Source organism: Anaeromyxobacter oryzae, from assembly GCF_023169945.1.
In the GTDB taxonomy this organism is placed as follows: domain Bacteria; phylum Myxococcota; class Myxococcia; order Myxococcales; family Anaeromyxobacteraceae; genus Anaeromyxobacter; species Anaeromyxobacter oryzae.
Genome location: NZ_AP025591.1, coordinates 36,026 through 58,470 on the forward strand (window position 1 = coordinate 36,026; position 22,445 = coordinate 58,470).

The 22,445-nt window shown below is 73.6% G+C and carries 17 protein-coding genes; 11 read left to right on the forward strand and 6 right to left on the reverse strand.

Annotated elements, in window-relative coordinates:
• Nucleotides 1-95 precede the first annotated feature (95 nt).
• Nucleotides 96-887, forward strand: coding sequence for a bifunctional hydroxymethylpyrimidine kinase/phosphomethylpyrimidine kinase (gene thiD / locus AMOR_RS00130; RefSeq protein WP_248357387.1), 792 nt, complete (start codon nucleotides 96-98; stop codon nucleotides 885-887).
• Between the two features lie 245 nt (nucleotides 888-1,132).
• On the opposite strand, the gene AMOR_RS00135 is transcribed toward thiD, so the two are convergent.
• The 3 genes from AMOR_RS00135 to AMOR_RS00145 all read right to left on the reverse strand — a co-directional run bounded on the left by AMOR_RS00135 (nucleotide 1,133) and on the right by AMOR_RS00145 (nucleotide 3,441).
• Nucleotides 1,133-2,275, reverse strand: coding sequence for an HNH endonuclease (locus AMOR_RS00135; RefSeq protein ID WP_248357388.1), 1,143 nt, complete (start codon nucleotides 2,273-2,275; stop codon nucleotides 1,133-1,135).
• Between the two features lie 465 nt (nucleotides 2,276-2,740).
• Nucleotides 2,741-3,073 carry a SaoD/DsrE family protein gene (locus AMOR_RS00140; RefSeq protein ID WP_248357390.1) on the reverse strand — a complete coding sequence of 111 codons (333 nt, stop codon included), beginning with the start codon at nucleotides 3,071-3,073 and terminating at the stop codon, nucleotides 2,741-2,743.
• Nucleotides 3,070-3,441: an iron-sulfur cluster assembly scaffold protein gene (locus AMOR_RS00145; protein WP_248357392.1), complete on the reverse strand. Its 372-nt coding sequence runs from the start codon at nucleotides 3,439-3,441 to the stop codon at nucleotides 3,070-3,072. Before AMOR_RS00145 ends, AMOR_RS00140 begins: the two co-directional genes overlap by 4 nt.
• A gap of 187 nt (nucleotides 3,442-3,628) precedes the next feature.
• Here AMOR_RS00145 and AMOR_RS00150 point away from each other — a divergent pair, with 187 nt between their 5' ends.
• Complete coding sequence (locus AMOR_RS00150) at nucleotides 3,629-3,865, forward strand: hypothetical protein (RefSeq protein WP_248357394.1); 237 nt, start codon at nucleotides 3,629-3,631, stop codon at nucleotides 3,863-3,865.
• 9 nt (nucleotides 3,866-3,874) lie between these two features.
• Here AMOR_RS00150 and AMOR_RS00155 read toward each other — a convergent pair whose 3' ends face one another.
• Nucleotides 3,875-5,245 carry a tryptophanase gene (locus tag AMOR_RS00155; RefSeq protein ID WP_248357395.1) on the reverse strand — a complete coding sequence of 457 codons (1,371 nt, stop codon included), beginning with the start codon at nucleotides 5,243-5,245 and terminating at the stop codon, nucleotides 3,875-3,877.
• Nucleotides 5,246-5,391: 146 nt separating this feature from the next.
• Here AMOR_RS00155 and AMOR_RS00160 point away from each other — a divergent pair, with 146 nt between their 5' ends.
• The 3 genes from AMOR_RS00160 to AMOR_RS00170 all read left to right on the forward strand — a co-directional run bounded on the left by AMOR_RS00160 (nucleotide 5,392) and on the right by AMOR_RS00170 (nucleotide 7,495).
• Nucleotides 5,392-6,375: a class I SAM-dependent methyltransferase gene (locus AMOR_RS00160; RefSeq protein ID WP_248357396.1), complete on the forward strand. Its 984-nt coding sequence runs from the start codon at nucleotides 5,392-5,394 to the stop codon at nucleotides 6,373-6,375.
• A gap of 268 nt (nucleotides 6,376-6,643) precedes the next feature.
• Complete coding sequence (locus AMOR_RS00165; RefSeq protein WP_248357397.1) at nucleotides 6,644-7,054, forward strand: hemerythrin domain-containing protein; 411 nt, start codon at nucleotides 6,644-6,646, stop codon at nucleotides 7,052-7,054.
• Nucleotides 7,055-7,273: 219 nt separating this feature from the next.
• Nucleotides 7,274-7,495 (forward strand): hypothetical protein, encoded by a 222-nt coding sequence (locus AMOR_RS00170; RefSeq protein ID WP_248357398.1) that lies wholly within the window; start codon nucleotides 7,274-7,276, stop codon nucleotides 7,493-7,495.
• A 149-nt stretch (nucleotides 7,496-7,644) separates the two neighbouring features.
• Here the strand turns inward: AMOR_RS00170 and AMOR_RS00175 are convergent, their stop codons facing one another.
• Complete coding sequence (locus AMOR_RS00175) at nucleotides 7,645-10,293, reverse strand: DUF748 domain-containing protein (protein ID WP_248357399.1); 2,649 nt, start codon at nucleotides 10,291-10,293, stop codon at nucleotides 7,645-7,647.
• A 164-nt stretch (nucleotides 10,294-10,457) separates the two neighbouring features.
• Between AMOR_RS00175 and pepF the strand changes: the two genes are divergently transcribed.
• From pepF to AMOR_RS00205, 6 genes are all read left to right on the forward strand, one after another.
• Complete coding sequence (gene pepF / locus AMOR_RS00180) at nucleotides 10,458-12,389, forward strand: oligoendopeptidase F (RefSeq protein ID WP_248357400.1); 1,932 nt, start codon at nucleotides 10,458-10,460, stop codon at nucleotides 12,387-12,389.
• A gap of 183 nt (nucleotides 12,390-12,572) precedes the next feature.
• A complete protein-coding gene (locus AMOR_RS00185; protein ID WP_248357401.1) occupies nucleotides 12,573-15,470 on the forward strand; it encodes an FAD-binding and (Fe-S)-binding domain-containing protein in 2,898 nt (965 codons plus the stop codon).
• A gap of 36 nt (nucleotides 15,471-15,506) precedes the next feature.
• Nucleotides 15,507-17,327, forward strand: a complete 1,821-nt coding sequence (locus tag AMOR_RS00190; RefSeq protein WP_248357403.1) for an L-lactate permease — start codon at nucleotides 15,507-15,509, stop codon at nucleotides 17,325-17,327.
• 46 nt (nucleotides 17,328-17,373) lie between these two features.
• A complete protein-coding gene (locus tag AMOR_RS00195; protein ID WP_248357405.1) occupies nucleotides 17,374-18,120 on the forward strand; it encodes a (Fe-S)-binding protein in 747 nt (248 codons plus the stop codon).
• Entirely contained in the window at nucleotides 18,117-19,547 is a 1,431-nt protein-coding gene (locus AMOR_RS00200) for a lactate utilization protein B (RefSeq protein ID WP_248357407.1), read from the forward strand. The genes AMOR_RS00195 and AMOR_RS00200 overlap by 4 nt, the downstream gene beginning before the upstream one ends.
• Nucleotides 19,540-20,130, forward strand: a complete 591-nt coding sequence (locus AMOR_RS00205) for a LutC/YkgG family protein (RefSeq protein ID WP_248357408.1) — start codon at nucleotides 19,540-19,542, stop codon at nucleotides 20,128-20,130. Before AMOR_RS00200 ends, AMOR_RS00205 begins: the two co-directional genes overlap by 8 nt.
• A 5-nt stretch (nucleotides 20,131-20,135) precedes the next feature.
• On the opposite strand, the gene AMOR_RS00210 is transcribed toward AMOR_RS00205, so the two are convergent.
• Nucleotides 20,136-22,343 carry a hypothetical protein gene (locus AMOR_RS00210; RefSeq protein ID WP_248357409.1) on the reverse strand — a complete coding sequence of 736 codons (2,208 nt, stop codon included), beginning with the start codon at nucleotides 22,341-22,343 and terminating at the stop codon, nucleotides 20,136-20,138.
• Nucleotides 22,344-22,445: the final 102 nt, after the last annotated feature.

Consider the following 22,445-nt stretch of genomic DNA (forward strand, 5'->3'; position numbering starts at 1 on the left):
GCCGACTGGCGAGCACGACGGGGCGCGGCGATCCTACGGGATCGCCCGCCCCGTTTCCTCGTTCGCGCGCGCCGGCGGCAGGCTATGTTCCCGGCATGCTGGTCGCCCTCACCATCGCCGGCTCCGACTCCGGCGGCGGCGCCGGGATCCAGGCCGATCTCCGGACGTTCGCTGCCCACCGTCTCCACGGCACCTCCGCGATCACCGCGGTGACCGCCCAGAACTCCGTGGGCGTGTCCGCCTGGGTCGCGCTCGAGGCGAGGATGGTCGTCGCGCAGATCGAGGCCGTCGCGACGGACATGCCGGTCGCCGCGACGAAGACCGGCATGCTCGCGAACGCGGAGATCATCTCGGCGGTGGCGGACGCGGCCGGACGCCTGCCGCTCGGACCGCTCGTGGTGGATCCCGTCATGGTTGCGAAGAGCGGCGACCGGCTCCTCGACGCCGCGGCGGAGCGCGCGTACGTGGAGCGGCTCTTCCCCCGCGCCGCGCTCGTGACGCCGAACCTGTTCGAGGCGGAGGCGCTCCTCGGCCGCCCCGTCCGCGACCTCGCCGCGATGCGGGAGGCGGCCCGCGAGCTCGCCCGGTCCGGCGCGCGCGCGGTGCTGGTGAAGGGCGGGGCCCTCGCCGGCGACGCGGTGGACGTGCTCTTCGACGGGGAGCGGCTGGTCGAGATCCCCGGCCCGCGGGTCGATACGCGGAACGTGCACGGGACGGGCTGCACGCTGTCCGCCGCCATCTGCGCCCGGCTCGCGCGCGGCGAGGGCCTCGTGGACGCCGTCCGCGGGGCGAAGGCCTATCTCGTCGAGGCGCTCCGGCGTTCCTACGCGGTCGGCCGCGGCCGCGGTCCGGTCGACCACCTGCACCCGCTCTTCCCCGAGGGCTGACGGGGGCCCGCGCCGGATGATTCGTCACATGTCTACGCGGCCCGGCGCGTCCTCGTGAACGCGGGGGACCTGCGCGACCGTTGGGCAAGCGGGGAAGGGGCAGAGAGGCAGGGGGACGGCCGGGGCGGCGCGGCTGGGACGAGACGTCGCCGCGGGGATCGGCCTGCAAGAAGCCTGCGTCGCGACGACGGCGATGGGGGCCGGCCGGCCGGAGGCTTCGGGAGGCGCTCCGGCGCGCCCGACGGTCACGTCGGCCCGGTCAGGGCCGCGGCGGGAACGTCGAAGCGCGCACCCGCCGAGCCGGCGTCGCGGCGCCCCGTCGCCGCGGTGGCCTTGCGGGCCGGCGCGCACCTGTCCATCCATGCATCGCCGAAGATTTTCCGTGCGGCGAGCAAGTTGTGCCGAGCGCAGAGGAGGCGAACGTTCTCGATCGTCGACTTCCCGCCGAGCGCCTTCGGCTGGATGTGATCGTACTGGAGACGGTGGCGCGAGCCGCAGACGCCGCCGTTCTCGAGAGCCCACCGACAGCAGCCGCCGTCCCGCACCCACACCGCCCGCTTCACCTCCGCCGGGATGTGGTCCGGTCTCGACGGCCGCTTCTCGCGCCGCGGCTTCTCGACCAGGCCCTTCCGCTTCTTGGCCCGGTCGAGCAGGAGATCGAGCGCGGCCTCGAGGATCACCTCGGTGCTCGCCCCCGGGTGCGAGTGCGAGAGGGCCTCCTTCGCCGCGGCGACCTTCGCCTCGAACCGCTTCGTGACGGTGAGGTGCATCCGGCGGAGGTCGGCGGTGAGCGGCTCGAAGGTCGGCGCCTTCCGGGAAATCTGGGCGTTCACGGTCCGTGCGGCCACTCTGGCATCGACGAGTTCTGCCGGCGAACCGGGCGCAATGACGCGGGCGGTCGCCGGAACGCCGAGCGCGAGCGCTGCTGCGGGTTCCGGGTCGCGGACTGGTCGCGCCGCGGCCGCGACGCGAACGGTCGTCACGACCTCCCGGCGCGGAGGCCGCTCCGCCGGCTTCAGCTCAGCGACGACCGCCCGCGCCTCCTGCTTCGAGAGGTGGAGGAACCGGGGGATCACCTGGTACCGGTTCTCCGGCGTGAGCACCTGGGCGAGCTCGCCGACGGTGGAGAGGCACAGCTTGCCGTCCTCGAGCGGCTCGACCAGCTCCGGGAAGCGCTGGATGAGCTCGGCGGCGGTCTTCCGGTAGAAGGCCGCGCTCTTCGACAGCCCGAGCTCCCGGTTCAGGTGGGTGAAGAGGCTCGGGTAGCCGAGCTCGAGCCACAGCCGCTTCGCGTCGAAGCCGGCCAGGGCGACGAGGAAGGCCGCCATCGCGTCGTGCTCGCGGCGGAGGAGCTCGGAGAGGCGGATCGAGGAGTCGCGGGCGTTCATGCGGGCATCGTCTCACGCGAATTCTCACCCTCCGGAAACGCACGGATTCGAGCGCTCGCGCGAGAATCAGCGCGCTGCGTCGCCCCGGGGTTCGGACTCCGCTCGCGCCGCCTCACGCGCGTGGAGCGCTGCGAGCGCGGCGTTCTCGTGCGAGCGCGGCGCGCGAACCGCGCGACCGCCGAGGAAGCGTCAATCGCTCGATCCGATCAGTTGGGTTCCCCCGAAAGCGCTCGCGCCTCCCGCGCTCCGTCGCGACCTCTGCGGTCGCTGCGACGCAGGCTTCTTGGAGGCCGATCCACGCGGCCGACGTTTCCCCAGCGCGGACCCCGCCTCGGCCGTCCACCCTTCTTCTCAGCCCTCCTCACGTCCGACGACCGAGCCCGCTCGGGCGTGAGGCGCCGCCCTCGAACGGAGTCGTGACGAATCATGGGGGCCCGCCGCCGCGAGGTGGCCACGGGCCGCGCGCTACAGCGTGATCACCTGGTCGACCTTCACGCCCGCGAGCGCCTTGTAGAGATCCGGGAAGCAGCCGATCGGCACGCCCTCGATGAGCTTGTCGGCGATCGCGCGCTGGTAGCAGCACTGATCGCAGCCCATGAGGAGCATGCCCGTCTTCCGCGAGAGCTGCGCCAGGCGCTCGCCGGTGGGATTGCCGCGCACCAGCAGGTAGTTGTTGTCGACGAAGAAGAACATCCCGACCACGGTGGCTCCGTGCCGGCCCTCCTCGAGCTGCGGGACGATCATCTTCTCGAGGATGAAGGAGGCGTTCGGGGTCGAGAAGACGTAGGCGACGTTCACGCGGGGCTCCGTTCCGTGAGGCGAAGGCGAGGCACCGCCGCAGCGCGGAGCGCCGCGACGACCAGCTCGGCGCGGTCGAGGTGGCCGGGGTGGACGCCGGCCACCTCCGCCCGCAGCGCGTCGGCGCCGAGCGCGTCGGGCGCGCGGCCCCCCTCGAGGAGCGCGCAGGCCGCCTCCGCGTACGCGATGAGGGACGCGCAGGTCGTCGCCCGGAACCGGGCGCGGGTCACGCGCCCGTCGGCGCCGGTCCAGACGCCGATGCGGACGAGGAGCCGGTCGCCACCCGATGCCTCTCCGAGCGCGTCCGCGCCGGCGACTGCGCCGGCGTGGCGTGGTTCGGCGACGAGCTCGGCGACGGGGCGCGGCATGGTCCGTCACGTATTACCGGATCCCGCACGCGGCGCCAGCCCGCGTCCGGGCGCGGGCGTGGCCCGGCGCACACGGCCGGCGTGTCCGCGGCGACACGCCGCCCCTGGAACCCGCGAACCTCGCGGCACCGGCGGGCGGCACGCGCGCTGCACTCCTCGGCCCCGAACCCGCACCGAGGTCCCCGACATGCCCTCCCGTCTCCTCGTCTCGCTCGCCGCCGCGGTCGCGCTCACGTGGGCAATCGCCTGCAATCGCGGCGGAACGCCCGCGCCGCAGGCCCCCGCCGCGGACGCGCCCCCTGCCGCCAGCGCGCCCGCGCCCGTCGCGGCCGCGCCGTCCGCGCCGGCCGCCCCGGAGAAAGCCGACCCGAAGCCGACGCCGGCCGAGGTCGCCGCGATCGAGCACCCGCACGTCCAGAAGTAGCAGACGGCCCTAGGCCCACTCCAGCTCGGCGGTGAAGTGACGGAGGTGGCGGCTCTGCTTCACGAGGCGGACGCCGCGCACCTCCGCCGCCTTCGCCTTCGCCTCGAGGATCACCTCGGCCGCGTAGTCGAAGTGGCTCTGGGTGTAGACGCGCCGCGGGAACGCGAGCCGCACCAGCTCGAGCGCGTGGAAGGTCTCGGTCCCGTCGTCGAGGCGCTTCCCGAACATCACCGACCCGATCTCGACGCCACGGATCCCGCCCTCCAGGTAGAGGGCGTTCACGAGCGCCCAGGCCGGGTACTGCTCGCGCGGCAGGTGCGGGAGGAAGTCGCGGGCGTCGAGGTAGACCGCGTGGCCGCCGGTCGGCTCGACGATGGCGACGCCGGCGGCGAGGAGCTTCTCGCCGAGGTACTCGGCGGTCCGGAGGCGGTACCTCAGGTAGTCCTCGTCGAGCACCTCCTCGAGCCCGACCGCGATCGCCTCGAGGTCGCGACCGGCGAGGCCTCCGTACGTCGGGAACCCCTCCGTGAGGATGAGGAGGTTCCGCGCCGCCTCGACCCAGCGCGCGTCGCGGAGCGCGATGAAGCCGCCGATGTTCGCGAGCCCGTCCTTCTTCGCGCTCATCGTGCACCCGTCGGCGAGCGAGAACGTCTCCTGAGCGATCTCCTTCACCGTCCGGTTCCCCTGCCCCGGCTCGCGGAGCTTCACGAACATCGCGTTCTCGGCGAACCGGCACGCGTCGATGACGAGGGGCTTGCCGTGGCGGCGCAGGAGCTCGCGGTACGCGCGGAGGTTCTCGAGCGACACCGGCTGGCCGCCGCCGGAGTTGTTCGTGAGGGTGATCATGCCGAACGGCACCTTGTCGCCGCGGTCCGCCAGCAGCCGCTCCACCCGGCCGAGGTCGATGTTGCCCTTGAACGGATGGCGGTTCCGTGGCGCGAGCCCCTCCGGGATGACGAGATCGACCGGCTCCACCCCGTCGTACTCGAGGTTCGCGCGCGTCGTGTCGAAGTGGGTGTTCGAGGGCACGACGTCGCCGGGCCGGGTCGCGACGGAGAAGAGGATCCGCTCCGCCGCCCGCCCCTGGTGCGTGGGGATCACGTGCGGGTACCCGGTCAGGTCGCGGACCGCCGCCTCGAACCGGTGGAAGCTCCGCGCGCCCGCGTAGCTCTCGTCCCCCTGCATCATGGCCGCCCACTGGCGCGCGCTCATGGCGCCGGTGCCCGAGTCGGTGAGGAAGTCGAGCAGCACGTCCTCCGCGTCGAGCCGGAACACGTTCAAGCGCGCCGCCTCGAGCAGGCGGAGCCGCTCGGCGCGCGAGGTGACGCGGATCGGCTCGACGGACTTGATCCGGAACGGCTCGATGATGGTCCGCGGCATGGCGCCTCCCAGGCCCTGGGCCTCGGGTTCAGGTTCAGGTCCACGCCCTGTCTCGCGCTCGCTTGCTCCGGACGCAAGCGCCCGGGTGGTCCGCGCCGCCGTTTTGCGCGAAGGCGCGCGCTGCCATAGGCTCCACCCCGCCCGCGATGCCCGTCCCCCCGCCCGCCGTCCTCGACCTCCGCGATCGGCTCCTCGCCGCCGCGGGCCGCCAGGCCGGCGCGAGCCTCCGCCAGCTCGCGGCGCTCCCCGCCGCCGCGGCGACGATCCCGGCGGACCTCGCGTCGTTCCTCTGGCGCGCGCGCGGCCCGCTCTCGACCTGGCTCGCCTCGACGCTCGCCGCCCCGGCGGGCGATGGCTCCTGGGAGCGGGACCCCGCCGGCTTCCTCACGGTCCGTGCGGTCCGCGCGCTGCAGCCCTCGAACCAGTTCGCCCTCGGGCCGGACGCCGTCACCCGGCTCGACGCCCTCCACGCGCGCGCGCTCGACGAGCTCGCGGCCGTCCTCCGCGGCGCGGCCTCCGAGGCGGCGCTCGGGTCGTCCGCCGCGCGCATCGCCGCGGAGTACGTCGCGGGCCTCGGCGCCGTCGCGCGCGCCGCCCTCGCGCCCGGCGGCGCCGCGCTGAGGCAGGTCGCGAGCGCGGAGTACTCGCCGGAGCTGCAGCTCCAGGTGCTCGGCCTCGACGCGGCGGCGCTCGCGCCGCCCGTCCTCGATCTCGGCTGCGGGGCCGAGGCGCGTCTCGTCCGCCACCTGCGCGCGCTCGGGGTCGACGCGCGGGGCATCGATCGCGCGGCGGAGCCCGGCGACGGCGTTCGCCGGGGCGACTGGCTCACGGAGCCGCTCGCGCCCGGGAGCCTCGGCACGGTCGTCTCGCATCTCGGGTTCTCCCTCCACTTCCTGCACCAGCACCTGCGACCCGCCGGCGACGCCGCGCGATACGCCCGGCGGTACATGGAGATCCTCCGCGCGCTCGCGCCCCGAGGCGTCTTCGCCTACGTGCCCGGCCTGCCCTTCGTCGAGGAGCACCTGCCCGCCGCGAGCTGGGACGTCGAGCGGCTCCGGGTGGACATCCCGGCCCCGCCCGGCGCCGTCGCGGTGCCCTGGTACGCGGCGCGGATCAAGCGCCGCGCTTGAGGGACGCACGCGACCGGCGGAGCCTTCGCGCCCTGGACGCTCGCCGATCCCGCTGTGCCGCCCGCACCTACAGCGGCGCCACGCGCGACGTGCGCGCGGACACTGCGGATCCGCTGCGGCGACCTTCACCGTGAGTCCACGGTAGGCGTGGAAACCACCGGTGAATGCGTGAAGGTGGACTTCACCGGGCCTTGCGCGCCGGCGCGCGGTTCTGCTCTCCTCGCGCAACGCTTCGTCGAGGGGGGCTCGACACCAACAGGAGAACCGAATGCACCAGAAGTCGATCCCCGCCTCCGCCGCGCAGATCGAGCTCCTCCGCGAGGAGCTGTTCGTGCGCGCGGAGTGCCTGCTGGAGGCGCTCGACGCCGGCCGCCGGGCCGAGCTGCCCGCCCTGCTCCAGCGGCTCGCCGCGGCGGCGCGCGCGCAGTTCGACGCCGAGGAGCGGATGCTGAAGGAGACGGACGCGCGGAGCCTCGTCCGGCACGCCCACGAGCACGCGAAGTTCCTCGCCGACCTCGACGTCATCACGGAGCACGCCCGGCGCGGCGAGGCCGGTGAGCTCGAGGCGCTCCGCCCCACGGCCTGGCTCATGGCTTGGCTCGCCGCCCACGGCCGGACGGATCGCGATCTGCCGACCCCCACGCCCGTGCCGTCACCGCGAGTCCGCGTGGTCGTATAGACGGCGGGCTGGCGGCGACCTTCGACTGCGCCTCGCCTTTCGCCCGGGCCGACGCCGAGGGGAACGGGCGAGCGCGCGGGCCGCCGCCCGGCTCCTGCAAGCGCAGCTTCACCCCCTCGTCGGGCCCCGGGCTCCGCTCTGGGTTGCGCGGGGGCGCCGCGCCCGTCATCGAGAACGGGCGCGGCGGCTCCGCCGCGCGGAACCACGAGGAGCGTCCCGATGAAGCTGCTTCTTGCCAGGATCACCGCCGCCTTCGCGCTCGCCGCGCTCGCCGCGCCCGCGCTGCCGTGCGGGGACAGCGAGCACAAGACGACCACCGCCGAGAAGAAGGTCGAGAAGCCCGCGGTCGCCGCGGCGAAGAAGGACGGCAAGGCCGCGAAGGCGGCAGCCGCGACCCGGAACGACCAGGTGAAGACGGCGTCGGCGCAGCCCGCGAAATAGAGGCGTTCGCGTCGGCGTGACCCGTTCGCCCCGGGCGTAGCGCCCGCACTGCGGGCGCGGAGTCGAAGCACGTCGCGCGTCCTTCGACTCCGCGGGGGGTTTTCACCCCATCCACGCTCGGGGGCGAACGGGGTGCGGTCTCCGCCCCCTCACTTCCCGAACAGCCCCTTCAGCCGCTTCCGCGCCTCGTCCTCCACCTTCTTGCGCGCGGCGTCGGCCTCCTCACGCGCCCTCGCCTCCGCCTCCGCCTTCTTCTTCGCCGCGGTTTCGTCCACCGAGCCCGCGCCGACACCGATCGCCTTGCCGAGCGCACCCGCGGCGGCCTCCTTCACGATCGCCTGGACCGCGGCGTCGAGCGAGAGTCCGTCGAGGCGCGGGTTCCACGCCGGCCCGGAGATCCGGAACCCGACCGGGATCGGCGTCGTCGGCTTCGCGCGCCCTCCGGTGAGGCGCGCGATCAGCTCCGGCGCGAGCGCGAGCGTCGCCGGCATCTCCAGCGTGCCGTCGAGCTTCACGCCACCGTCGACGGTGAGGCCGCCCTGGCCCGTGTCGACCTTCAGGGGCTTGTCCAGGCGCGCGATCCCGTCCGCGATCTTGAAGGAGAACGGCAGCTCCTTCCCGAGCTTCGTGGCCCCGCCCTCGGGGACCTTGCCCGCGGCGAACGGTAGCTTCGCCGCGAGGGGCTGCGCCACGGAGGCGACGAGATCCTTCCCGTAGAACGAGCCGCCCCGCAGGTTGCCCTGGAGCGCGCCCGTGACGTTCTTCGCGAGATCGCCGGCCTTCATCCCGGTCCCGCCGAGCTCGACGGCGGCGTCGAGCGTGCCCCCGAGCACCTTGCGCTTCGAGAAGAGACCGAGGACGTCCTCGCCCTGCACCCCCTTCAGGCTCGCCACGACCTTGAACGGCGCCTCGGGGTGCGCGAGCCGGACCTGCGTCCCCTTGGCGGACACGTTCCCGCCGAACGCGACCAGCCGGGCCTCGTCGAGCGTGATCGTGTCCTCCTCCACGCGCATCGTGACCGCGACGTCCGTGGCGGTCACGCCCTCCATGCGGAACGCGCCGAGCCGCATCCGGGCGACGCCGGAGAGTCCGGCGAAGACCTTCGGATCGAGCGGCTTCGACGGCGCCTCGGCTCCCTTCGCAGGCTCCGCCTTCGGCTTCGGGATCAGGAGCCGGTCGAGGTCGAGCCGGTCGCCCGCGAGCTCCGCGTCGAAGCGGGTGGTCGGCTTCGCCGGGGTGCCGCCGAGCGCGACCTTCGCGCGGCCCGTGAGGTGGTCGCCGAGCAGGTTCGCGTCGACAGTCGAGAGGTCCACGTCCTTGCCACCGCCGGCGGCCCGGTAGCTGCCCGCGAGCTTCAGGGCGAGGGCATCGCCGGGCTTCTTGGCCACGGTGCCGCCGGGCCGGAGATCCACGCCGCCGAGGTCGAGCGTCGCGTCGAAGCGGACGCGATCGCCCCCCTGGGCCGCGTCGGCGCGCGCGACGAGCGACGCGGGCGTACCGGCCGCCTTCTCGAGCTGCTTCGGGATCGAGAGCCGCACCGGGCCGAGATCGACGCGCAGCTCGAGCGCCTGCGCCTCGCCGGTGCCGGCGCCGCGGACGGACAGGCCGATGGGCCCGGCGACCACGGCGCCCCCGAGCTGCTTGCGCAGCGGCGGGTAGTAGGCCTGGAGCGCGGCGACGTCGAGGCCGTGCGCCACGAGCTCCAGCCCCTCCACGCGCGGCGCGTTCCCCTTCAGGCCAGAGGCGCGGCCGTGACCGGTGATCGTGACCGGGCCGGCGGCGAGCTCGAGCTTCGCGATCGAGAGGTCGCCTGCGCCCGCGTCCGCCTCGAGATCCGCCGCGAGGGATGCGTCGAGCTTCCGCCCGCCCTCCTGCCCCGCGAAGGCGAGCTGCGTCGCCTGGAAGCCGCCCTGCACCCGCGTCTTCCCCTGCCCGCCGGGCACCGCCGCGCCGAGCGCCACCTGGAGATCCGCAGCGAACCGGCCACCGCGGAACCCCGCGCTCGCGGGCAGGAACGGCGCGAGCGGATCGAGATCGATGGGCTGGACCTTCAGCGTGATCGTCTCCGGGGTCGGCTGGAGCGACGCCGGCAGCGGCGCCGCCTTCACCCGCAGCTCGAGGTTCTGCGCCTGCGCGAGCACCGCCGCCTTCACGACGACCTCCAGCGGCTGCCCGGCGCGGAGATCCTTCACCTCCACGTCGAGATCGTCGACGTAGAGCTCCTTCGCGCCGGGCACCGTCCGGTCGACGAACGCGATGCGCGCGTTCTCCACCGCCGCGCGATCGATGCGGATCCGCGACAGGTCCGCGGGCTTCGCCTCGCCCGCCGGCTTCGCGGGCTCCGCCGGCTTCCCCTCCCGCGCGGAGCGCTCCTCGAGCGCCTTCGAGACCTTCTCCAAATTCGTGGTTCCGTCGGGGAGCTTCACGACGTTCACCCGCAGCCCCTCCACGACGGCCTCCCGGACCACGACGTCCTTGCCCCCGGAGAGCACCGCCCGGAGGAGATCCGCCTTCACCTCCGCGCGGCGGAGCTGCAGGACCGGGAGCTCCTCGCCGGGGCCCGCGCCGACCGACACGCCCGAGACCTTCACGCCGAGTCCGCCGAGGAGCTTCGTGCTCACGTCGTCGACCGCGACGGGCCGGCCGAGGTCCCCGGAAAGCGCCGCCGCCTGCTTGCGCACCTGGGACAGCAGGATCCGGTCGAGCGCCAGGACGCCGACGACCACGAGGACGACGAGGACCGCCAGGACTGCGAGGAGGATCCGGGGCCACCTTCTCCGGGTGCGAGGCTCGCTCATGCCGCGAGGCTAAGCCACGGACGGGCGGTTGTCAGCGAAGTCCGGTCCGGCCCGCCGCGGGACTTGGCGCGCCGCGGGGGCCGCGGCAAGCTGGCGCGCTGGTCACAAGCGGTCCCGGCCCGACTCGGAGAGAGGACCGCACCGCACTCGACGGAGGCCACCTCGTGCCCATCCTGCTCGCCCCGCTCGCCGCGCTCGCCCTCGCCGCCACGCCCGCCGCCCCGGGCGGCGCATCCCCCGCCGCGACCGACCGGTCCAAGATCCCGGACAAGTACAAGTGGAAGCTCTCGGACCTCTTCCCGTCCGACGCGGCGTGGGCGGAGGCGAAGGACGCGCTGGCCCGGGACGTCCCCGGCTTCGCCCGCCACAAGGGGCACCTGGGCGAGTCCCCGAAGGCGCTCGCCGACGCGCTCTCCGACATGGCCGCGCTCCAGCTCCGGCTCGAGCGGGTCTACGTGTACGCCTCGTCGCGCAGCGACGAGGACACGCGGGATCCGAAGCCGCGGGCGATGCGGGCGGAGGCCGAGCGGCTGGCCGTCCAGCTCGACGCCGCGACATCGTGGGTCCGGCCCGGCATCCTCACCCTCCCCGCCGAGTGGATCCGGCGCGCCATCCCGGAGGACCCGCGCCTCAAGGACTGGACCTTCTACCTGGAGGACGCGATCCGCTGGAAGCCGCACACGCTCACCGCGGACGAGGAGCGGATCGTGGCGATGACCGGCGATCTCTCCGGCGCGGGCCGCAGCGTCGACACCGTGCTCATGAACGCGGACCTCCCGTACCCCACCGTCACGCTCGCGAGCGGCGAGAAGGTCCGGCTCGATCAGGCGGGGTACCAGCGCGCGCGGACGTCCCCGAACCGCGCCGATCGCGAGAAGGTGTTCCACGCGTTCTTCGGGGCCCTCAAGGGGTACGAACGCACCATCGGCGCCGCGCTGTACGCGCAGGTGAAGGCCCACCTGTTCGAGAAGGACGTGCACAAGTTCCAGTCGTCGCTCGAGTCGGCGCTGTTCGGCGACAACATCCCGGTCGCGGTCTACACGCAGCTCATCACGGACGTGAACCGGAACCTCCCGACGCTGCACCGGTACCTCGCGCTCCGGAAGCGCATGATGGGCCTCTCGCAGCTGGAGTACGAGGATCTGTACGCACCGCTCGTGAAGGACGTCGATCGGCGCTACTCCATCGACCAGGCGATCGCGATGACGCTCTCCGCCGTGGCGCCGCTCGGGAAGCCCTACCAGGCGCAGCTCACGAAGGGCTTCGAGACGGGCTGGACGGACTTCCTGCCGGCGCAGGGCAAGCAGGCCGGGGCGTACTCGACCGGCGTCTACGGCGTCCACCCCTACCAGCTCCTCAACTTCAACGGGCAGTGGGAGGACGTCTCCACGCTGGCGCACGAGGCGGGCCACTCGATGCACACGGTCCTCTCCTACGAGCACCAGCCGTACCCGACCTCGGCCTACGCGACGTTCGTCGCGGAGGTCGCCTCGACGCTCAACGAGAACCTCCTCTTCCGCAAGGCGCTCGCCGACGCGCGCACCGACCCCGAGCGGCTGTCCCTGCTGGGACAGCACCTCGAGACGCTGCGGACGACCCTCTTCCGGCAGACCATGTTCGCGGAGTTCGAGCTCGCGTACCACGAGGCCGCCGAGAAGGGCGCCGCGCTCACCGGCGAGAAGCTCTCCGAGATCTACCTGGGCCTCGTCCGGAAGTACTACGGTCACGACCAGGGCATCTGCCGCGTCGCGGAGCTGTACGGGGACGAGTGGAGCTTCATCCTCCACTTCTTCAACTACCGGTTCTACGTGTTCCAGTACGCCACGAGCCTCGTCGCGTCGACCTCGCTCGCGAAGGCCATCCGCGAGGACGAGGCGCACGGGATCAGCGGCGCGCGGGACCGCTACCTCGCGCTGCTCGAGTCGGGCGGCTCGGCGTACCCGGTCGATCTCCTCAAGAAGGCGGGCGTGGACATGACCACCTCCGCCCCGTTCGAAGCGGCGATGGAGGAGATGAACGGGACGATGGACGAGATCGAGGCCATCCTCGCCCGGCAGAAGGGCGGAAAGCCGGTCGCGCCCGCCCCGAAGCGCTGACGAGGTTGACCGTGGGTTCAGGGCGGCTCCTCTTGACGCGCCGCGCCACGCGGCTCGGACCACGCCGGTCGCAGCCGGATCCGGACCGGTCACGCGCCCGGGCACGCCGGTCGACGCCCCTGCCGAGCAGGGCGCGTCGGCCCGTGGTGCACTACGCCCCCCACCGCCATCTTCAAGAGGCACATGACCCCTCGCGACGACGTTCACGCGTTGCCTCCTGCCTACCGCGCCACCCGGGAGGACCTGCTCGGCTTCCTCCCCGAGGAGCGCGTCATCTGCGATCCGCTCCGCCGGCTGGCGCTCGGGACCGACGCGAGCTTCTACCGCCTCGTCCCGCAGCTGGTCGTGCGCGTGCGAACGGCGGAGGAGGTCGCGCGGCTCCTCGGCGCGGCGGCGCGGCGCGCACTGCCGGTCACGTTCCGCGCCGCGGGGACGAGCCTCTCCGGCCAGGCCGTCTCCGACTCCATCCTCGCTGTGGTCGCGGGCGCGTTCCGCGGGGCCCGCATCCTCGACGGCGGCGCCCGCATCGTCCTCGAGCCGGGCGTCATCGGCGCCGACGCGAACGCGCTCCTCGCGCCCTACGGCCGCAAGCTCGGGCCGGACCCCGCCTCGATCGGCGCCTGCATGATCGGCGGCATCGCCGCGAACAACGCCTCCGGGATGTGCTGCGGCACCGCCCAGAACAGCTACCGGACCGTCGAGTCCATGAAGCTCGTGCTCGCGGACGGCACCCCGCTCGACACCGCCGACCCGGCCTCGCGCGCGGCGTTCGCGGCCCGCCGCCCGGACGTGGTCGAGGGCCTCGCCGCCCTCCGGGACGAGATCGCCGCGGACCCGGTCCTCGCCCGGCGCATCGCGGACAAGTACCGGATCAAGAACACGACCGGCTACTCGCTCAACGCGTTCCTCGACTACCGGGACCCCATCGACATCCTGCTGCACCTCATGATCGGCTCCGAGGGGACGCTCGCGTTCATCGCCGAGATCACCTTCCAGACCGTCCCCGAGCAGCCGCACAAGGCGAGCGCGCTCGCGTTCTACCCGGACGTGGAGCAGGCGGCGCGGGCGACCATGCTCCTCGAGCGTGCGCCGGTCGCGGCGGTCGAGCTGATGGACCGCGCCTCCCTGCGCTCGGTCGAGGGGAAGCCCGGGATGCCGACGGGCCTCGCCGGCCTGCCGCCCGACGCCGCCGCGCTCCTCATCGAGACCCGCGCGGCGGACCCGGCGGCGCTCGCGCTCCAGATCGACGCGACCCTCCGCGCGATGGCGCCGGTCCCGACCCTGGCTCCCGTGGCGTTCACCGATCGCAAGGCGGAGTTCGAGCGGCTCTGGGACATCCGCCGCGGCCTCTTCCCGGCCGTGGGCGCGGCGCGGCGGATCGGGACCACCGTCGTCATCGAGGACGTCGCGTTCCCGATGATGCACCTGGCCGAGGGGACCGTGGCGCTCCAGCGGCTGATGCGCGCGCACGGCTACGACGAGGGGATCATCTTCGGCCACGCGCTCGACGGGAACCTGCACTTCGTGTTCACGCAGGACTTCGCCACCGAGACCGAGGTGCGCCGGTACGCGGCGTTCATGGACGAGGTCTGCGCGATGGTCGCGACCCGGTTCGACGGCTCGCTGAAGGGCGAGCACGGCACCGGCCGGAACGTCGCGCCGTTCGTCGAGCTCGAGTGGGGCCCGAAGGCGCACGGCCTCATGAAGCGCCTCAAGGCGCTCCTCGATCCGCGCGGGCTCCTCAACCCGGGCGTCATCCTGAGCGATGACGCCCGCTCGCATCTCCGGAACCTGAAGCCGCTCCCCCGCGCCCACGACATCATCGACCGCTGCATCGAGTGCGGGTTCTGCGAGCCGCGCTGCCCGTCCCGGGACCTCACGCTGACGCCGCGGCAGCGCATCGTCGCGCGCCGCGAGATCGCCCGGCTCGAGGCGACCGGCGAGGACCCGGAGCGACGCGAGCGCCTCGAGGCCGACTACGCGTACCTCGGGGACGAGACCTGCGCGACGGACGGGCTGTGCGCGACGGCGTGCCCGGTCGGGATCGACACCGGCAACCACACGAAGTGGCTCCGCTCCCAGCGAAGCGGGGGGCGCGGCGCCGCGGAGTGGGCCTCGGAGCACTTCGCGGGCACGGTCGCCGGGATGCGCGGCACGCTCCGCGCCGCGGACGCGGCGCACGCGGTGCTCGGGACGCGCCTCATGGGCGCGCTCGCCCGCGGGCTCCGCGCGGCGAGCGGCGGGAAGGTCCCGCTCTGGAACCCGGAGATGCCGCGCGCCTCGGCCCCCGTCGCTCGCCCGCACCGCGACGGGAGCCCCGGGGCGCTCCGGGCGGTCTACTTCCCGAGCTGCATCGCGCGGACCATGGGCCCGGCGCGGGGCGACGCGGAGGGCGTCGAGGTCCACCGGGCGATGTCCTCGCTCCTCGCGAAGGCGGGCTACGACGCCGTGTTCCCGGAGGGCCTCGAGGGCCTGTGCTGCGGCCTCGCGTTCGAGTCGAAGGGGTTCCTCGCGCAGGCGGACGCCAAGGCGCGCGAGCTCGAGGAGGCGCTCGTCGCGGCGAGCGAGGGCGGGAAGCTCCCGATCGTCTTCGACACGAGCCCCTGCGCCTACCGGATGCGCAAGGTCGCGACGCGGATCACCGCGCTCGATCCCGTGGAGTTCATCCACCGCCACCTCCTGCCGCGCCTCTCGATCGAGCGCGTGCCGGGGCCCATCGCGCTCCACGTACCGTGCAGCGCCGTGAAGCTCGGCCTCACCGAGACCTTCCGCGCGGTGGCGAGCGCCTGCGCGGAGCGCGTCGCGCTCCCGCGCGAGGTGGGCTGCTGCGGCTTCGCCGGCGATCGCGGGTTCACGCACCCGGAGCTCAACGCCTCGGCGCTCGCGCCGCTCCGCGGCGCGCTCCCCGAGGGCTGCGCCGCCGGGTACTCCTCGAGCCGGACCTGCGAGATCGGCCTGTCGCTGCACTCCGGCGTCCCGTACCGCGCCCTCGCGGCGCTCGTCGATCGGTGCGCGTCCGGCGCCGCCGCGGACGTCGCGCTGGCGTCCGCCGCGGGCGCGGAGGCCGAGCCGGGCTCCTGACCTTCACCCAAGCAGCTACGCGCGGGAGAAAAGCGCATGTACCACCAGAATTACAATCCGCTCGGCAACGTCTTCCTCTCCACCCTCGTCGCGGCGGTCCCGATCCTCGTCCTCCTCTACTTCATCGCGCTCCACCCCCATCGCGACGAGGAAGGCCGCAAGCACCTCGGGATCGCCGCCCCGTACGCCGCGTTCTACGGCGTCATCGCGGCGTTCGTCGTCTCGTGCGTCGCGTTCGGGATGCCGCTCCGCTCGGCGGTGTCGGCCTTCGCGCTCGGCTCGCTCTCCGGGTTCCTCGGCATCATCTGGATCGTCCTCGCCGCGATGTTCCTCTACACGATGACGGTCATCACCGGGCAGTTCGAGATCGTGAAGGAGTCGATCATCCACATCTCCTTCGACCGCCGGCTGCAGGTGCTCCTCATCGCCTTCTCGTTCGGGGCGATCATCGAGGGGACCTCGGGCTTCGGGACGCCCGTCGCGATCGCCGGCGCGGTGATGGTCGGCCTCGGCTTCTCGCCGTTCCAGTCCGCGGTGCTGAACCTGCTCGCGAACACCGCGCCGGTGGCGTGGGGCGCCATCGGGACGCCCATCGTGACGCTCGCGGCGGTGAGCGGCCTCGACCAGGTGACGCTCTCGGCGATGGCGGGGCACCAGCTGCCGTGGGTGTCGATGCTCGTGCCGTTCTGGCTGGTCGTGACGTTCGTGAAGATGGAGGGCGGCACCTGGAAGCAGGCGTTCGAGGTGTGGCCCGCGGCGGTGGTCTCGGGCGGCTCGTTCGCGCTGATGCAGTACTTCGCCTCCGGCACGCAGTCCTTCCACCTCATGACCGACGTCGTCTCGGGCGTCTTCTCGGTGGTGTGCACCGCCCTCTTCCTGAGGTACGTGTGGCACCCGAAGACCCGGTTCCTGCTGCGCTCGCAGCGCGAGGCGTCCGAGCGCGCGGCGGCGCGCAGCGTCGGCGCCGCGGGCCGCGACCCGGGCCACACCGAGTGGGCGTACCCGTACTCCTTCGCGCAGACGGCCTACGCGTGGCTCCCCTGGGCGATCCTGATCGCCTGCTGCGCGATCTGGGGCATGCCGACGTGGAAGGCGTACCTGAACAACCTCTTCTCCGGCGTGAAGTTCAGCACGACGTTCCTCGGCTCGCCCCTCGGCGGGACGCTCTCGCTCCCGGCGTGGGACATGCCGGCGCTGCACAACCTGGTGGAGCGCATGCCCCCCATCGCCCCGGTCGGCGCGAAGCCCGAGGCGGCGCGCTTCACCATCAACTGGCTCTCCGCGGCCGGCACGGGCGTGTTCGTGGCCGCGATCCTCTCGGGCCTCGTCCTCCGGATGAACGCCGCGCAGTGGCGCGAGGCGACCTCCAGGACGCTCCACCGCATGAAGACGCCGGTGCTCGTCATCGGGCAGGTGCTCGGGCTCGGCTACCTCACCCGCTACGCCGGGACCGACGCGGTGCTCGGCCTCGCGTTCACGTCCGCCGGCGCCGCCTACCCGTTCTTCGCCGCGTACCTCGGGTGGCTCGGCGTGTTCCTCACCGGCTCCGACACCGCGTCGAACGCGCTCTTCGGGAGCCTGCAGCGGATCACCGCGCAGCAGCTCAAGCTGAACGAGATCCTGATCGTCGCCACCAACTCCACCGGCGGCGTGATGGGCAAGATGATCGACGCCCAGTCGATCATGGTCGCCTGCGCCGCCTGCTACGAGAAGCCGAAGGAGCGCACGCACGCGCTCGGGCCCATCTTCCGCACGGTGTGGTGGCACTCGCTCGCCGGCGCGGCGGTCATCGGGATCATCGCCCTCCTCCAGGCCTACGTCTTCCCCCACTCCATCCCGGTGCCGCCGCTGAAGTGAGCCGTCGGTCCAAGGGGGGCCCGCCCGGGCCCCTCCCCGAGCCTCCATGCCCCGAGTCGCCCTCTTCATCCCCTGCTACGTCGATCAGCTCTACCCCAGCGTCGGGATGGCGACGGCCCGCCTCCTCGAGCGCCTCGGCTGCGAGGTGGTCTTCCCGGAGGACCAGACCTGCTGCGGTCAGCCCATGGCGAACGCCGGCTTCGCGGACGACGCGGCGCCGCTCGCGCGGCGATACGTCGAGGTGTTCCGGTCGTTCGACCACGTCGTCTGCCCGTCCGGCTCGTGCACGTCGATGGTGCGGAACCACTACGACGGGCTCCTGCCCGCGAGCGCGGGGCTCGAGAAGGTGAAGCGGAGCACCTTCGAGCTCTGCGAGTTCGTCGTGGACGTCCTCGGGGTGAAGAAGCTCGACGGCCGCTACCCGCACAAGGTGGGCCTGCACCAGAGCTGCCACGGTCTGCGCGAGCTCGGGCTCGGGACACCGAGCGAGCTCGTCGCGCCGCCGGGCAGCAAGGTCGCCGGGCTCCTCGCCGGAATCGAGGGGCTCGAGCTGGTCTCCCTCACCCGCCCCGACGAGTGCTGCGGCTTCGGGGGCACCTTCGCCGTCGTCGAGGAGGCGGTGAGCTGCCTCATGGGTCGCGACCGGATCGCCGATCACGTGAAGGCGGGCGCCGAGATCGTCACCGGCACCGACGTGTCCTGCCTCATGCACATGGACGGCCTCGCGCGGCGCCGCAGGGACCCCGTCGCGTTCCGGCACGTCGCCGAGATCCTCGCGGAGGCCACCGCGTGACCGCCCCCGGGCGCGCGCCCGCCCCGGGCGCCCAGGTCCCGGCGCACGCCCTCCCCGGCGGCCACGCCGAGCGCGCCGCGCGCTTCGCGGCGGACGAGGACCGCGCGCACTGGCACGACCAGTCCCTCTGGTTCGTGCGGCTGAAGCGCGACCGCCTGGCGCACGCCATCCCCGAGTGGGAGGACCTGCGCGCGCTCGCGGCGAGGATCAAGGCGCACACGCGGAGCCGCCTCGCCGACTACCTCGAGGAGTTCGAGCGGAACGCCCGGGGGCACGGGGCAGTGGTCCACTGGGCGCGCGACGCGGAGGAGCACAACGCGATCGTCCACCGGATCCTTGCGGACCGCGGCGTGACGCGGCTCGTGAAGTCGAAGTCCATGCTCACCGAGGAGTGCCACCTGAACCCGTACCTCGAGGCGCGCGGGATCGAGGTGGTGGACACGGATCTCGGCGAGCGCATCGTCCAGCTCGCCCACGAGCCCCCCTCCCACATCGTCCTCCCCGCCATCCACAAGAAGAAGGAGGAGATCGGCGAGCTCTTCCACGACACCATCGGCACGCCCGCCGGAGTCTCGGATCCGAAGCAGCTCACCGAGGCGGCGCGCGTCCACCTCCGCGAGCGGTTCATGGCCGCCCAGGCCGGCCTCACCGGCGTGAACTTCGCCGTGGCCGAGACCGGCGCGGTCGTGGTCTGCACGAACGAGGGCAACGCCGACATGGGCACCTCGCTCCCGCCCATCCACATCGCGTGCATGGGCGTCGAGAAGGTGATCCCGCGCGCGAAGGACCTCGGCGTGTTCCTCCGGCTCCTCGCCCGCTCCGCCACCGGCCAGCCCGTCACGACGTACACGAGCCACTTCCAGGGCCCGATCCGCGGCGGCGAGCTGCACGTCGTCATCGTCGACAACGGGCGGACCGCGCTCCTCGCGGACGAGGACTTCCAGGGCGCGCTCGCCTGCATCCGCTGCGGGGCATGCATGAACACGTGCCCGGTGTTCCGCCGGAGCGGCGGCTACTCGTACGGCTTCACCGTCCCAGGGCCCATCGGGATCGTCCTCGCGACGGCGCGCGATCCGGTGAAGCACGCGTCCCTCTCGTACGCGTCGAGCCTCTGCGGCTCGTGCGACGACGTCTGTCCGGTCAAGATCCCGCTCCACGAGCTGATCCTCGAGCGCCGGCGCGCAGGCGTCCGGAGCGGCGAGGCGGGGGTCGCGAAGCGCCTCCTCATGAAGCTCGCGCGGACCGTCCTCGGCTCGCGGGTGCTCTACGTCCTCGCCGGGAAGCTCGGCCGCGCCCTCGGGCGCCGCGCGCCGCGGGGGCTCCTGTACGGGCGGTGGAACGTCTGGGGGCGCCAGCGCGAGCTGCCGCCCCTCCCGGCGGAGAGCTTCCGCGAGCGGTGGAGGAAGGAGCGGAGCGGCCATGGGTAGCCGCGAGGAGATCCTGTCCCGCGTCCGCGCCGCTGCGCCCACCGCGGTGCCCCTGCCGGACCTGCCCGCGCCGGCGCCGCTCCCGGCGGATCCGGGGGCGGCGTTCGACGTCGCGGTGCGCGCGGTCGGCGGCGAGCCGGTCCGGGTGCCCGATCCCGCCGCGCTGCCCGGCCTCGTCCGCGGCCTCGCGGAGCGCCTCGGCGCCCGGCGCGTCGCGAGCGCGGTGGCGATCGCCGGCCCCGGCGACGTCCCGCTCGAGTCGGTCCCGGACCCTCACGCCCTCGAGGGGATCGACCTCGCCGTCGTTCCCGGAGCCTTCGGCGTCGCCGAGAACGGCGCGGTGTGGGTGGACACGCGGCCGCTCGCGCAGCGCGGCGTCTTCGTCGTCGCCCAGCACCTCGCGCTCGTGCTCCGCGCCTCGGAGATCGTGAGCGACATGCACGCCGCCTACGCGCGCATCGACCTCGCGGGCCCGGGGCTGCGGCTGTTCATCGCCGGGCCGTCCAAGACCGCCGACATCGAGCAGGCGCTCGTGATCGGCGCGCACGGCGCGCGGTCCTGCACGGTCTTCGTCGTCGGCTGACCCGCTCAGCGGAACGGCCAGTAGTGGAACCGGCGCGCGAGCACCAGCGCCACCGCGATCGCGAGGACCAGCGCCCAGGCGATCCGGCGACGGCGCCGCTTGGCGCCGTCCGCGTACGGGTCCTCGAGGGAGCGACGTGCGCCGGCCGGCAGCGCGGCGATCCCCGTGAGCGCCGTACCGAGCGCCACGTTCACCGTCACGCGTCCATTCACCGCCCATCCGGTCGCGTCCAGCAGCGGCCCGAGCGTCCGCTGCCTGAGCTTCAGCCACGCGATGAGCATGGACGGCCCCGAGACGATCATCACGAGCGCCGCCACGGCGACGAGCTTCGCCCACCAGGCCAGCTCGATGAAGCCGGCGACGAAGCCGCCGAACAGGGTGCCGAGGGCCCCGGCGCCGACGCCCAGGGCGGCGATGATGCCGACCATCTTCCCGACGTCCACCGCAGCCGCCGCGGGAGCCGGCGCCTTCGCGCCCGTCGCGGTGCCCACCGTGGTCTCGGCCGTCGCCGCGAGGCGCGTGTCGGCCGCCTTCTCCTTCGCCGCCGCGAACCGCGCCACCTGCTCCTCGATCATCCGCAGGAGCTTCTTGTAGGGCGCGAAGAACGCCTGCCGGATCGAGATCGGGTTCTCGACGACCTTCACGATCGTCGCGTCCCAGTCGCGTCCCTTGCGGTCCCAGAACACGCCGTTCCGGCCGACCATCAGGTAGTCGGCGTCGCCCTGCGTGAAGCAGGCGGCGATCTTCATGGTCTCGCCGCCCGGGCGGCGGCAGTCGCAGTACGCGAGGTACATCCGGGACAGGCCGGCGAGGGCCGCGTGCGCCGACGGATCGTCGACGCGGACGCACAGCTCGCAGCTCCGCGCGTCGAGGTAGAGCGTGCCCGCCTGGAAGATCGCCTTGCGGGCCGGGTCGTAGAAGTCCGCGAAGGACACGAAGTTCCGGAGCAGCGTGTGCAGGTCGCGGTGGTAGTGGACCACCCGGACGACGTCCCCGACGGCCGCCTCCTCCGCCTCGAGCGCCCGGTCCTCCGCCAGGAGCGCCTCCGCGGCGCCCTTCCCCTCGGCGAGGATCGCGCGTACCCGGGCCGCCCCGAGCTTCTCCACCGCGGCGCCGGCCTTCTTCGCGCGCCACGCCTCCCAGGGCAGGAACCGTGCCGAGATGAGCTCCCACTCCTCCGCGGAGAGCGCGGTCTTCGCCTCGCCGTGCAGGGGGACCACGACCTGTCGCCGGAAGGCGTCGAGCGCGGCGGCCCACGCGGGGTTCACGCCGCCCACGAGCGGCAGGGCGCGCGCCGGCTCGACGCGCGCCAGCGGGAACAGGGCGACCTCGTCGCGCGACGCGGCGAGATCCCGCGCCGCGAGCGCGAGCAGGTCCGGCTCGGCCCGGTTCATCGCCGCCGCGGCGCGCGGGTCCTGCGCGGCGAGCCGGCACCGGACGAAGAAGTCGTCGACCTTGGCCTTCACCGCCAGGAACGCCTCGCCGGCGGCCGTCGTGCCCGGCCCGAGCACGGCCACGTCGGGCTGCTCGCCCGCGCGAGTCCAGATGTCGAACCGCGCCGCCTCCTCGAAGAACGCGTCGAGCCGCTTCGCGTCGATGCCCGGCTTTCCACTCCGGTCCGCGACGCTCCCCAGGCAGGCGATGACGTCCTGGACGAGCTGCCGGGTCCCGGCGTCGCGCGCCGCCTCCGGCGGGATCACGCCGTCGCCGTTGAACAGCGTGTTCTCGTACAGCCGCGCCGTGTCCGCGACGTCCGCGGCGGAGATGGCGTCCGCGTCGGGCTTCCCGAGCCGCTGCAGGACGAGCCGCGCCGCGCCGAGCAGCACGCGTCCCTGCGGCCGCGTCGCATCGATGGCCGCGAGGTGGAGCGCGCCGCCGCCCTTCACGAGCGCCTCGAGGTCGAGGAGCCGCTCCCGGCACCAGCGGATCGCGGCGACGACCTCGGGCACGCGCACCCGGCCGTCCCGGTCCGTGTCGAGCAGCTCGAGCGTGTGGCCGTCGAGCTCGAGCCCACGCGTCGGGCAGGAGAGGGCCACCCACAGCTTCGGATCGAGGTCGTCGAGGTGGGCGAGATCCTCGCCGGTCTCGAGCCGCACCTGGTCCAGGCCACCGACGCGGTGGAAGCGCCAGCGATGCGGTGGGGCGGGAGGAAGAGGCTCGGAGGGCGCCGTGGGCTCGGGGGCGGGCATCGCGACGGACGTCGGCTGGGGCACGGGTCCTCCTCGGTGCACCGCCGGCGGCGGCGCGCCGCGATTATCCCGCCCGGCGCGCAACCCCGGCGCGCCGCGCGCCGTCACGACCCGATCGGCGCACGT

Coding starts and splice junctions, on each gene's coding strand:
- AMOR_RS00160 (WP_248357396.1), top strand. CDS start 5,392: ATGCCCGTCCCCCCGCCCGCCGTCCTCGACCTCCGCGATCGGCTCCTC.
- AMOR_RS00190 (WP_248357403.1), top strand. CDS start 15,507: ATGTACCACCAGAATTACAATCCGCTCGGCAACGTCTTCCTCTCCACC.
- AMOR_RS00185 (WP_248357401.1), top strand. CDS start 12,573: ATGACCCCTCGCGACGACGTTCACGCGTTGCCTCCTGCCTACCGCGCC.
- AMOR_RS00165 (WP_248357397.1), top strand. CDS start 6,644: ATGCACCAGAAGTCGATCCCCGCCTCCGCCGCGCAGATCGAGCTCCTC.
- AMOR_RS00135 (WP_248357388.1), bottom strand. CDS start 2,275: ATGAACGCCCGCGACTCCTCGATCCGCCTCTCCGAGCTCCTCCGCCGC.
- AMOR_RS00170 (WP_248357398.1), top strand. CDS start 7,274: ATGAAGCTGCTTCTTGCCAGGATCACCGCCGCCTTCGCGCTCGCCGCG.
- AMOR_RS00195 (WP_248357405.1), top strand. CDS start 17,374: ATGCCCCGAGTCGCCCTCTTCATCCCCTGCTACGTCGATCAGCTCTAC.
- AMOR_RS00205 (WP_248357408.1), top strand. CDS start 19,540: ATGGGTAGCCGCGAGGAGATCCTGTCCCGCGTCCGCGCCGCTGCGCCC.
- AMOR_RS00155 (WP_248357395.1), bottom strand. CDS start 5,245: ATGCCGCGGACCATCATCGAGCCGTTCCGGATCAAGTCCGTCGAGCCG.
- AMOR_RS00150 (WP_248357394.1), top strand. CDS start 3,629: ATGCCCTCCCGTCTCCTCGTCTCGCTCGCCGCCGCGGTCGCGCTCACG.
- AMOR_RS00145 (WP_248357392.1), bottom strand. CDS start 3,441: ATGCCGCGCCCCGTCGCCGAGCTCGTCGCCGAACCACGCCACGCCGGC.
- AMOR_RS00175 (WP_248357399.1), bottom strand. CDS start 10,293: ATGAGCGAGCCTCGCACCCGGAGAAGGTGGCCCCGGATCCTCCTCGCA.
- thiD (WP_248357387.1), top strand. CDS start 96: ATGCTGGTCGCCCTCACCATCGCCGGCTCCGACTCCGGCGGCGGCGCC.